10 protein-coding genes are annotated in these 11,242 nt (G+C 71.3%); 2 read left to right on the top strand and 8 right to left on the bottom strand.

The annotated features are described in order from the left end of the window. Nucleotides 1-111 precede the first annotated feature (111 nt). The gene (locus ACX25U_RS10980; RefSeq protein ID WP_454391040.1) at nucleotides 112-879 is read right to left on the bottom strand and encodes an enoyl-CoA hydratase/isomerase family protein; all 768 of its coding nucleotides are present in this window, start codon (nucleotides 877-879) and stop codon (nucleotides 112-114) included. A 124-nt stretch (nucleotides 880-1,003) separates the two neighbouring features. On the opposite strand from ACX25U_RS10980, the gene ACX25U_RS10985 reads away from it, so the two are divergent. After that, nucleotides 1,004-1,846 (top strand): IS5 family transposase, encoded by an 843-nt coding sequence (locus ACX25U_RS10985; protein WP_454391042.1) that lies wholly within the window; start codon nucleotides 1,004-1,006, stop codon nucleotides 1,844-1,846. Nucleotides 1,847-1,869: 23 nt separating this feature from the next. Here the strand turns inward: ACX25U_RS10985 and ACX25U_RS10990 are convergent, their stop codons facing one another. From ACX25U_RS10990 to ACX25U_RS11000, 3 genes are all read right to left on the bottom strand, one after another. After that, complete coding sequence (locus ACX25U_RS10990; RefSeq protein WP_454387120.1) at nucleotides 1,870-2,148, bottom strand: hypothetical protein; 279 nt, start codon at nucleotides 2,146-2,148, stop codon at nucleotides 1,870-1,872. A gap of 152 nt (nucleotides 2,149-2,300) precedes the next feature. Beyond that, complete coding sequence (locus tag ACX25U_RS10995) at nucleotides 2,301-3,542, bottom strand: L,D-transpeptidase (RefSeq protein ID WP_454391044.1); 1,242 nt, start codon at nucleotides 3,540-3,542, stop codon at nucleotides 2,301-2,303. Between the two features lie 167 nt (nucleotides 3,543-3,709). Continuing rightward, nucleotides 3,710-4,939: a L,D-transpeptidase gene (locus ACX25U_RS11000; protein ID WP_454391046.1), complete on the bottom strand. Its 1,230-nt coding sequence runs from the start codon at nucleotides 4,937-4,939 to the stop codon at nucleotides 3,710-3,712. A gap of 402 nt (nucleotides 4,940-5,341) precedes the next feature. On the opposite strand from ACX25U_RS11000, the gene glgX reads away from it, so the two are divergent. Then, nucleotides 5,342-7,537 (top strand): glycogen debranching protein GlgX, encoded by a 2,196-nt coding sequence (gene glgX / locus ACX25U_RS11005; RefSeq protein WP_454394203.1) that lies wholly within the window; start codon nucleotides 5,342-5,344, stop codon nucleotides 7,535-7,537. Here the strand turns inward: glgX and ACX25U_RS11010 are convergent. Genes ACX25U_RS11010 through ACX25U_RS11025 form a run of 4 tightly spaced genes read right to left on the bottom strand, consistent with a single transcriptional unit; the run spans nucleotide 7,534 to nucleotide 11,099 of the window. Further along, nucleotides 7,534-8,169, bottom strand: a complete 636-nt coding sequence (locus ACX25U_RS11010; RefSeq protein ID WP_454391048.1) for a response regulator — start codon at nucleotides 8,167-8,169, stop codon at nucleotides 7,534-7,536. The two genes, glgX and ACX25U_RS11010, sit on opposite strands and share 4 nt — an antisense overlap. Next, on the bottom strand, nucleotides 8,159-9,412 hold the full coding sequence (locus ACX25U_RS11015) for a sensor histidine kinase (RefSeq protein WP_454391050.1): 1,254 nt from the start codon (nucleotides 9,410-9,412) through the stop codon (nucleotides 8,159-8,161). Before ACX25U_RS11015 ends, ACX25U_RS11010 begins: the two co-directional genes overlap by 11 nt. 38 nt (nucleotides 9,413-9,450) lie before the next feature. Then, nucleotides 9,451-10,200 carry an ABC transporter permease gene (locus ACX25U_RS11020; RefSeq protein WP_454391052.1) on the bottom strand — a complete coding sequence of 250 codons (750 nt, stop codon included), beginning with the start codon at nucleotides 10,198-10,200 and terminating at the stop codon, nucleotides 9,451-9,453. Continuing rightward, a complete protein-coding gene (locus ACX25U_RS11025; protein ID WP_454391054.1) occupies nucleotides 10,197-11,099 on the bottom strand; it encodes an ABC transporter ATP-binding protein in 903 nt (300 codons plus the stop codon). The genes ACX25U_RS11020 and ACX25U_RS11025 overlap by 4 nt, the downstream gene beginning before the upstream one ends. Nucleotides 11,100-11,242 lie beyond the last annotated feature (143 nt).

Genomic DNA, 11,242 nt, shown 5'->3' on the forward strand with positions numbered 1-11,242 from the left:
CCGGCTCCCTCGACAAGACACGCTTAAGGCTGCGTTAAGGCTGCCATAAACCGCCCTGTCGAGGGACCCGGATCAGACATCACGTCAATTGCAAGTCCCCGAAGGGGTGAATCACAGGAACTTCGCCTTGCCGGGGCCCTCTTCCACGAAGCTGCGCATGCCGCGCTCTCGGTCCTCCGTGGCGAACAGGCCGGCGAACCAGTTCCGCTCGACGGCGAGTCCGGTCTCGATGTCGGTCTCCAGACCGGTGTCGATCGACTCCTTGGCGGCGCGCAGCGCGATCGCCGGACCCTGGGCGAGCCTGGCGGCCCACGCGTGCGCCTCGGCGTAGACCTGGTCGGGTGCCACCACGCGGTCCACCAGGCCCAGCGCGAGGGCCTCGTCGGCCCTGACCTGACGGCCGGTGAAGATGAGGTCCTTGGCCTTGGAGGGGCCGATCAGCCGGGACAGCCGCTGGGTGCCGCCCGCGCCGGGGATGAGGCCGAGCAGGATCTCCGGCTGACCGAGCTTGGCGTTCTCCCCGGCGATGCGGTAGTCCGCGCAGAGCGCGAGTTCGCAGCCGCCGCCGAGCGCGTAGCCCGTGACCGCGGCGACCACCGGCTTGGGGATGCGGGCCACGGCGGTGAAGGAGTCCTGCAGGGCGCGGGCGCGCAGGACCATCGCCGCGTGGTCCATCACCTGCATCTCCTTGATGTCCGCGCCGGCCGCGAACACCTTCTCGCCGCCGTAGATCACCACGGCGCGCACGTCCTCGCGGCGGGTGGCCTCCTCGGCGAGCTCCTTGAGCCGGTCCTGCGTGGCGACGTCGAGCGCGTTCATGGGCGGGCGGTCCAGGCGCAGCGTCCCGACGCCCTCGGCGACTTCCAGAGATACGGTCATGGGAGCAGGTTAACGGGGACTAAGAGGTCGCGCGGATAGGTGCGGTTGGGGACACCGGCAACAGGACGGGCACAGGTTCTGGTGATCATGGAGTTGCGACGCTCTGTGATCACTGAGGAGACCTGTGCCCGCGCTGCCATCATGGCTCGCCGAACCGCTCTGGGACCAATTCGCGGCCCTGCTGCCCGAGCGGCCGGAGTACCACCCGGACCATCCACTTGGCTGCCACCGCCGACGTATCAGCGACCGGATCGTCTTCGACAAGATGCTGCAGCTCCTGCGCTTCGGCTGCTCCTACCAGGCGATCGCCGACACAACCTGCTCGGCCACCACGATCCGCAACCGCCGCGACGAGTGGATACAACTGGGCGTCTTCACCCGGCTCAAGCAGATCGCGCTGGAGTCCTACGACCGGATCGTGGGACTCGTCCTCGACCAGATCGCCGTGGACGGCTCTATCACCAAGGCTCCCGGAGGCGGCGAGGTGGCCGGGCGTTCCCCGGTCGACCGCGGCAAACAGGGCTTGAAACGCTCGGGCATGACGGACGGATACGGCATTCCGCTGGGCCGGGTCCTGGCCGGCGCCAACCGCCACGACTCCCCGCTGCTCGCCCCGACCCTGGACCGCCTGGACGACCTCGGACCGCTGCCCGACGACATCACCGTCCATCTGGACGCCGGCTACGACTCGGACAAGACCCGCGCTGTGCTCGACGATCGCGGCTTCCACGGCCGTATCGCGCACAAAGGCGAGAAGGCACCCATCCAGGCCAGTCGGCGGTGGCACGTGGAACGTACCCACGCCTGGCAGAACGCCTTCCACCGGCTCGCCCGCTGCTACGAGCGGCGCGCCACCGTCGTCGACGCCTTCTTCGACCTCGCCGACGCGGTTATCACCGTGCGCAGCCTGATCCGGCAGGCATGGGCGACTCACCGCTGGGACGAACGCCCAAACCGCCGACCATGACAGCACCCTCATCCGCGCCGCATCTAAACGTCGCGCACCGCGAGCAGTTCGACCGCTGCCCCAGACGACTCCAGCAGTGGTGCAGCGGCAGAACGCCGGGGATCCGCCCGGTAGGCAGCGAGATCCTCGCTGGTGGGAAAGGCTATGAGGTGGGCCTCGACCTGATCGTCCAGAGTGCGCAGTCGGCGCTCAAGACGCCCTCCATACTCGGCAAGGAGGGGCAGGACAGCGCTCTCATAAGCGTCGAAGGTGCCCAAGCCGCCTTCAGGTAGCCGCGCGAGCATCAAGTAGGTGACGGCCATGGCTCCCTCATAGCGGTCTGTAACCGGTGATCTTCTGAGCCTAGCTGGCGTACACGCCTTCAACGCCGCCCCAGCGGCCGTCTATCTGCGCGACCTCTAACGGGGACCGGCCCGGTGCGGTCGGTCACACCGGGCCGGTCCGCAGCGGCGCGTTACGCCTTCCACTCGTCCCAGGACATGTTCCAGCCGTTGAGCCCGTTGTCCGGGGCGACCGTCCGGTCGCGGGAGTTCTTGACGACCACCACGTCGCCGATCATCGAGCGGTTGAAGAACCAGGCGGCCGGTGTGCCGCTGTCGTAGCCGCCGCGTACGTCGCGCAGGCCGATGCAGCCGTGGCTGGCGTTGTAGTTGCCGAAGGCGCCGCCGCCCCAGTAGTTGCCGTGCAGGAAGGTGCCGGAGGTGGTCAGGCGCATGGCGTGCGGGACGTCCTTGATGTCGTACTCGCCGCCGAAGCCCACCGTCTCGCCGTTCATGCGGGTCACCTTGAGCTTCTCGCTGATGACCATCCGGCCGTTCCAGGTGTCGGTGCCCGGCGCGCCGGCGGTGATGGGGATGGTCCTGATGACCTTGTCCTCCCGCATGACCTTCATCGTGTGCTTCTTGGCGTCGACCACGGAGACCTGGTTGCGGCCGATGGTGAAGGAGACGGTCCTGCTCTGCTTGCCGTAGACGCCGGGGCGGCCCTCGACGCCGTCGAGGTCGAGCTTGACGGTGACCTTGGTGCCGGCCTTCCAGTAGTGCTCGGGGCGGAAGTCGAGGCGGTCGTTGCCGAACCAGTGGCCGGCGACCTCGACGGCCGGCTCGGTCTTGATCTCGATCGCCTTCTCGACGGCCTTCGGCTCCGTGATGCCCCGGGTGAAGCGGAGCGAGAACGGCATTCCGACGCCGACGGTGGAGCCGTCCTCGGGGGTGAAGTAGCCGACGAAGGTGTTCTGCGGGGTCAGCGTGGTGAAGGTGGAGTCCTCGGCCGCCTCGAGGCCCGCGGAGTCCTTGGCCACCGCGTGCACCGTGTACTCGGTGGAGGCGGACAGGTGCCTGCTCGGCGTCCAGGAGGTGCCGTCGCCGGATATCTCCCCGGGTATCTCCGCGCCCTTGGTGTCCTTGACGACGACCTGGGTGAGCTTGCCCTTGCTCACCCCGACCTCGAGGGCGCCGCTGGTGTCCACGGACTTGGCGCCGTCCTTGGGCGCGATGGTCACGACCGCCTGCGACTGCTTGCTCCGGGCCGTGTCGGAGTCCTTGCCCTTGCTCTCCCCGGGCCCCCCGCCCGAAGCACCCCCGCCGCACGCGGTGACGGTGAGGACCAGCATGCCGGACACCAGCGCCAGCAGCCCCCTGTTCCCCCGTCGTCCCCGCGCGTCCACCGACGTCCCCGATATCGGCCGCACGTTCAAGTTCGTCTCCCCTCCCCGGGCCGGTCCGGACCCGCGCCCCAGTGCGCATCCCGCGCACTGGCCGCATAGTAACCACAAGGTCAGGGGCAATTTGTCAGGCGATTGTCACTGTTCAGTCCCAACTTCAACAGCTACCGGACGACCCCCCAGTCCTCGTCCTCGGCCGGTCACTTGGCCGTACTGCCCGCCTTCCACCGGTCCCAGTCCATGTTCCACCCGCCGAGGCCGTTGTCGGGAGAGACCGTCTTGTCGTCGCTGTTGACGATCCGGACGATGTCGCCGACGAGGCTGCGGTCGAAGAACCAGGCAGCCGGCGTCCCTGTCCCGCCGCCCTTGACGTCCCTCAGGCCCACGCAGCCGTGGCTGACGTTGTCGCGGCCGAACGTGCCCGGGGCCGACCAGTAGTTGCCGTGCAGGAAGGTGCCGGAGTTGGTGAGCCGCAGGGCGTGCGGGACGTCGGGGACGTCGTACTCGTTGCCGAGGCCGACCGTGCGGCTGTCCATGCGGGTGACCTCGTGCATCTCCATCACCACCATCGTCCCGTTGTACGTGGCGTGCTTCGGTGCCCCGGCGGTGACGGGGAGCGTGGTGAGCAGCCGGCCGTCGCGGCGGACCTGCATGGTGTGGGCGGCGACGTCGACCAGGGAGACCTGGCTGCGGCCGATGGTGAAGGAGAAGGTCTTGGACTGCAGCCCGTAGACGCCGGGCGCCCCTTCGAGGTCCCTCAGGCGCAGCTCGACGGTGACCCGGGTGCCCGGTTTCCAGAACTCCCGGGGGCGGAAGTCGAGCCGGCTCCCGCCGAACCAGTGCGGGCGGATCTCGACCGGTGGCTCGGCGGTGACGTGGACGGCCCGCTCGACGGCGGCGCGGTGGGTGACCGGCCGGTTGAAGGACAGCGAGACGATCATTCCGGTGCCCACGACGGAGCGGTTCTCCGGGGTGACGTAGCCGATGAAGCGTTTGTCGGGGACGAAGGTGGTGAAGGTGGTGTGCCGGGCGGAGCGGTGCCCGGCCTCGTCGTCGGCCACCGCGTCGACGGTGTACTTGGCGGCGAGGGCGAGCCGGCCGTCGTCGGGCTGCCAGGTCCGGCGGTCGCGGGAGAAGTGCCCGGGCACCGGGGTGTCCTGCGCGTCCTGGGACTTGACGACCGTGACGGATTCCAGGTGTCCGTCGGTGGCCCGCACCCGCAGCTTCTCGCCGGGCCGGACGCCCTTGCTGCCGTTGTCCGGCGAGATCCTGACGATCTCCTCGGGCGCCGGGGGCTCGCCGAAGACCCGGTCGAGCCCTCCGGCGCCGCCCGAGGTGCAGCCGGCGGCCCCGGCCAGTAGTCCTGCCCATGTCAGTACGGCGGCCAGCGCGGCCCCCGCGCGCCGTGCGCGCCCAGTTGCATGCCTCACGGGTTGCCCAACGACCGGGGCCGCCCGGGGAAACGTGAGTGCGAGGCACGCCGTGGGCAGAACAGTGGGGAGGACCGCGCGGCGGGGAGCCGCGCCCGGGAGTCAGCCGCAGGGAAGGGCGGGCCGGAGGCGGACGAGCCACAGGGGCCGCAGGAGCCGCAGAGGCCGCAGAGGCCGCAGGGGTCACAAGAGCCGCAAGAGCTGAAAAAAGGGGCCGACCAGGTGTCCAGCGCAGCCGAGCAGGAGGCGGTGGCGGGCGGACGCGCCACCGAGGACGGGTGCGCCACCGAGGACGGGCGGGCCGCCGAGGAGGCGCAGACCGCCGAGGAGGCGTGGACCACCGAGGAGGCGTGGACCACCGAGAACGGGCGGGCCGTCCAGGAGGACCGCCCGTCCGCCGCCGTGAACGGCGCCCGCCGCACCGCGCCGCCGCCCGGCGTGCCCGTGTGGCCGGGCGCGCCGGCACCGCTGGGCGCCCGCTTCCGGGCCGGCCCGGACGGGGTGGCGGGCACCAACTTCGCGCTGTGGGCGGGCGGGGCGGAGGCGGTGGAACTGTGCCTGTTCGACGAGTCGGGCAGGGAGACCCGCGCCCGGCTCACCGAACTGACGCACGAGATCTGGCACGGCTTCGTCCCCGGCGTGATGCCGGGTCAGCGCTACGGCTACCGGGTGCACGGCCGCTGGGACCCGTGGACCGGCGCCCGCTGGAATCCGGCCAAGCTGCTGCTCGACCCGTACGCGCGCGCGGTGGACGGCGCCAAAGGAAATGATTACAGCCGGCTGCCCCCTCAGGTGTACGGGCACGTCCGGGACTGGCCCGACCAGTCGGTGGCGGACACCGTGCGCGACGAGCGGGACTCGGCGCCGTACGTGCCCAAGGGCGTCGTCGTCCACGATGACGACGACTGGTCGGACGACCGCCGCCCCAAGACGCCGTGGGCCGACTCGGTGATCTACGAGTTGCACGTACGCGGCTTCACCAGGCTGCACCCCGGGGTCCCGGAGGAACTGCGGGGCACGTACGCCGGACTGGCCCACCCGGCGGCGGTCGAGCACCTGGTGAGGCTGGGCGTGACGGCGGTGGAGCTGCTGCCGGTGCACCAGTTCGCGCACGAGGACCACCTGCTGCGCCGGGGCCTGAGGAACTACTGGGGCTACAACTCCATCGGCTACTTCGCCCCGCACGCGGCCTACGCCGCCTCCGGCACCACGGGGCAGCAGGTGGGCGAGTTCAAGCGGATGGTGCGCGCGCTGCACGCGGCCGGTATCGAGGTGATCCTCGACGTGGTCTACAACCACACGGCGGAGGCGAACGAGTACGGCCCCACACTGTCCCTGAAGGGCATCGACAACCACCGCTACTACCGCCCGCAGCCGGACCCGCGCCGATACGCCGACTACACCGGCTGCGGCAACACCCTGCACGTGGTCCAGCCGCACGTACTGCGCCTGATCACCGACTCGCTGCGCTACTGGGTGACCGAGATGGGCGTGGACGGCTTCCGCTTCGACCTGGCGGCGGCGCTGGCGCGCTCCATGCACGACGTGGACATGCTCTCCCCGTTCCTCGCGGTCATCGCCCAGGACCCGGTGCTGCGCCGGGTGAAGCTGATCGCCGAGCCGTGGGACGTCGGCTCGGGCGGCTACCAGGTGGGCGCCTTCCCCCCGCTGTGGACGGAGTGGAACGACCGCTACCGCGACGCCGTACGGGACTTCTGGCGGCACGCCCTGCCGGACGTGCGGGAGATGGGCTACCGCCTGTCCGGCTCCAGCGACCTGTACGCGTGGAACGGCCGCCGCCCCTACGCCTCCGTCAACTTCGTCACCGCGCACGACGGTTTCACCCTCCGGGACCTGGTGTCGTACGAGCGCAAGCACAACGAGGCCAACGGCGAGGGCAACCGGGACGGCACCGACGACAACCGCTCCTGGAACTGCGGGGCGGAGGGCGAGACCGACGACGAGGGAATACGCGCGCTGCGGCGCCGGCAGCTGCGGAACCTGATGACCACGCTGCTGCTGTCGACGGGCGTGCCGATGCTGGTCGCCGGCGACGAACTGGGCCGCACCCAGCGCGGCAACAACAACGCCTACTGCCAGGACAACGAGATCGGCTGGCTGGACTGGAGCCTGCTGGCGGACCCCGGCTGGCGGACCCTGTTCGAGCTGACCTCCCGTCTGATCGCCCTGCGGCACCGGCATCCCGTGCTGCGCCGCCGCGCGTTCTTCTCCGGGCGCGCGCACTCGGCGGACGGGCTGCGGGACCTGGCCTGGTTCACCGCGCGCGGCACGGAGATGACGGAGGGCGACTGGTACGCCCCCGCCGCCACCCTGGGCATGTATCTGTCCGGCCGGGACATCCCGGGCCGCGACGAGCGCGGCGCCCCGGTCGTCGACGACAGCTTCCTGGCCGTGCTGCACGCCGGGGACCACCCGGTGAGCTTCGTCCTGCCGGGGCCGCCGTGGGCGGAGCGGTACGAGGTGGTCGTGGACACCTCGCGGGAGGAACAGGCGGACGCGCCGGGCGTGTCGCACGCCTCGGGTGCGGCGATCACGGTACCGGCCAGGTCGGTGCTGCTGCTCAAGGTCGTGGACTAGCCGAGGATCCCCCGGTCGTACGCCACCGCGACCGCCGCCGCGCGGTCGTTGACGCCGAGTTTGGCGTACAGGTGGGTGAGGTGGGTCTTCACGGTGGCCTCGCTGATGAACAGCTCGCGGGCGATCTCCCGGTTGGAAGTGCCCTTGGCGACCAGGGCGAGGACCTCGCGCTCGCGGGCGGAGAGGGGCCCGGAGGCGGGCGCGCGGACCGCGGAGACCAGCCGGGAGGCCACGGCCGGGGAGAGCACCGTACGGCCCTGCGCGGCGGCCCGGACGGCGGTGAACAGCTCGTCGCGCGGGGCGTCCTTGAGCAGGTAGCCGGTCGCGCCCGCCTCGATCGCGGGAAGGGTGTCGGAGTCGGTGTCGTACGTCGTCAGCACCAGCACCCTGGCGCGGGCGCCGCGGCCGGTCAGCTCCCGGATGGCGTCCACGCCGGAGCCGCCCGGCATGCGCAGGTCCATGAGGATCACGTCCGGGTCGAGGGCGGCGGCCTTCTCGACCGCCTCGACGCCCCCCGCGGCCTCGCCGAGAACCGTGAACCCGGACGCGGACTCGAACATGCCGCGCAGGCCGTCCCGCACGACGGGGTGGTCGTCGACGATCAACAGGGAGATCACGGCGTCATCGGTCATGGCGCACCAACGGTACGTGAGCCGAGACCGCCGTGCCGTGCCCCGGCTCGGACTCGACGGTGAGGAACCCGGCGATGCGTTCGGCGCGGGCGCGCATGCCGTCGAGGCCGAAACCGCCGGCGCGGGTGCGTTCCGGGAGGGCGAGGGGGTCGAAGCCGCGGCCGTCGTCGCGGATGTCGAGGGAGACCTCGTCGCCCATGAAGGACAGGGTGACGCCGACACGGGAGGCGCGGGCGTGCCGGTCGGCGTTGGACAGGGCCTCCTGGGTGATGCGCAGCAGGGTGGCCGCGACCTCCTCGTGCAGCTGCTCGGCGGTGCCGGTGACGGTGAAGTCGGCCCGTGAGCCGGTACGTTCGCCCCAGTCCGCGACCGTCTTCTTCAACGCCTCGGGCAGACCGTTGCCGTCGAGGGCCACCGGGGAGAGGTTGTGCACGGAGCGGCGGGCCTCGCCCAGGCTGTGCCGGGCCAGGTCGATCGCGCGGTCGACGTGCTCGTGGGCCACGGCATCGTCCGGGGCGTTCGCCACGACCTGGAGCTGGGCGATGATGCCGGTCAGGCCCTGGGCGAGGGTGTCGTGGATCTCGGCGGCCAGACGGCGGCGCTCGTCTGCGATGCCGGCCTCGCGGGCCTGGACGAGGAGTTGGGCGTGCAGGGCGGCGTTCTCGTCGAGGGCCTGCTGCAACGCCGTGTTGGTGCGCTCCAGTTCGGCGATGGTCTCGGCCTGGGTGCGGGCCCGGGCGTCCTCCAGCGCGGCGAAGTGGGAGAACAGCGCCAGAAGCACGACATGCACGGCGAGGATCGCCCCGAACATGACCCATCCCATGTGCCCGCGCGGAGGCAACCCGCCCGACTGCGAGCCGGCGACCGTCACGGCGGTGGCGAACAGACCGGCCTTGAGCAGCCGCTGCGGCAGCAGCCGGTCGGCGCCGAAGTAGCCGATGGCGGCGTAGAAGGCGAACAGAGGGTTCAGCCAGGTCAGGGTGAAGGCGATTGCCCAGCGCAGGGCGTAGTGTCCGGCGCTCGCCGGGGACGGGCCGGGGCGGGTGCGGGAACCCCACCCCCACCACAGCTCCAGGGCGTACGCCGCGACGACCAGGCCGGCGGCCGCGTTCCGCTCGCCGCTCGTCATGCCGACCACGTCGGCCGCCGCCGAGGCGACCGCGGTACCGACGGTCAGCAGCCCGGCCGGCCCCCAACGGTGGAACACCGCCCACCGCTGTTCGACCACCCCCATCTCGCTCATCCCCTCAGTGTCGGGCACGGAGCCGCGCACGCCGCCGCTCACTCCCAGCGGAACCAGCGGGAGGCCGCCGCGGTGAGCAGCACGATCCACGCGACCAGGACCCCCAGGTGGGACCAGCCGGGCCAGTGGCCCGCCGCCGCCTGGTTCAGGGCCTGCGCGGCGGCGCCGAAGGGCGTGCGGCCGACGATCCGGGCGAGCGTGTCGGGCATGGCCTGCACCGGCAGCCACACGCCCGCGCAGAACATCATCGGGAAGAGCGCGGCGGACCCGATCGCGCCCGCGATCTTCGTGGTGCGGGACAGCGCGGAGATCACCGAGCCCAGGGCGAGGGCCACCAGGACCGCCAGCAGCAGGGCGACTGCGTAGCCGAACGGCTGCCGGGGCAACGTCACGTCGAAGGCGAGCCGCCCGACGGCGAGCGCGAGCAGCGCCGAGGCCAGGGCCGCTCCCCCGTACAGCGCCATCTGTGCGGACAGCAGGGCGGCGGGCCGGACCGGCGTGGTGGACATCCGGCGCAGGATGCCGCGCTCGCGGTAGCCGGTGAGGGTCTGCGGCATGCCCTGCAGCCCTCCCATGAGCAGCCCGAGCAGCACCGTGACCGGCACATAGGCGTCGATGGGCCGCAGGCCCCCGAGGGAGTGGTCGGGCTGTCGGAAGGACGGGACGGAACCGAGGATCACCAGCAGCAGGGTGGGGAACAGCAGGATCCAGAAGATGCCTCCGGGTTCGCGGCCGAAGAGCCGGATCTCGGTGCGCAGTACGGCCCGGTGCACAAGGGCGTTGCTCATACGGTGACCTCCGTCAGGTCCAGGAACGCGTCGTCGAGGGTGGCGTCGGTGACGCGGAGTTGGTGGGCGGTGATGCGGTGGCGGGCGAGCAGGGTGATGACGGCGTTGACGGTCTCGTCGGTGCCGGAGAGCGTGATCCGGCCGTCCTTGTGGGTGAGGAAGGCCAGCCCGGGCAGCGCGTTCAGGTCGTGCTCGTCCAGTGGCGCGGACGGGGTGAAGCTGACGACGGTGGCGCCGGCCGAGCGCCGGATCAGGCCGTCCGGGGTGTCCAGGGCGGCGATCCGGCCCTTGTCGATGACGGCGATCCGGTCGCACAGCCGCTGGGCCTCCTCCATGAAGTGCGTGACGAGGAGGACGGTGACCCCGCTCGCCCGGACGTCCTCGATGAGCTGCCAGGTGTCGCGGCGGGCGCGCGGGTCGAGTCCGGTGGTCAGCTCGTCCAGGACGACCACGCGGGGGTTGCCGATGAGGGCGAGCGCGATGAACAGCCGCTGCTTCTGGCCGCCGGAGAGCTCGGCGAACCGGGTGGTGAGCTTCTCGGTCAGACCGAGGCGTTCGGCCAGGGGCCGCCAGTCGGCCGGGCGCGGGTAGAAGGAGGCGTACAGCTGAAGCGCCTCGCGCACGGTGAGCTTGGCCTGCAGCTCGCTCTGCTGGAGCTGGGCGCCGAGCACGCGGGCGACCCGCTCGTGGTCGGCGACCGGGTCGAGGCCGGTGACGCGGACGCGGCCCGCCTCGGGGACGCGCAGGCCCTCGACGCACTCGACGGTGGTGGTCTTGCCGGCGCCGTTCGGGCCGAGGATGCCGAAGATCTCGCCCTCCTCGACGGCGAAGGAGACGCCGTCGACGACGGTCCGGCCGCCGTAGGACTTGCGCAGTTCGCTCACTTGGATGATGGACATGGCTCAAGGTTCGCGGCGGGCGGGGCCCGCGCACATCGCCCGTCACGCTCGGGGAAACATCAGCCGATCGGTTGATGCCGCGGTCGTACCGCGCAGGTCGGGCGGGTGTTCGTACGGCCGTACGCGCAGGTCGTAGGACCAGC

It is taken from the genome of Streptomyces sp. JNUCC 63 (genome assembly GCF_054366325.1).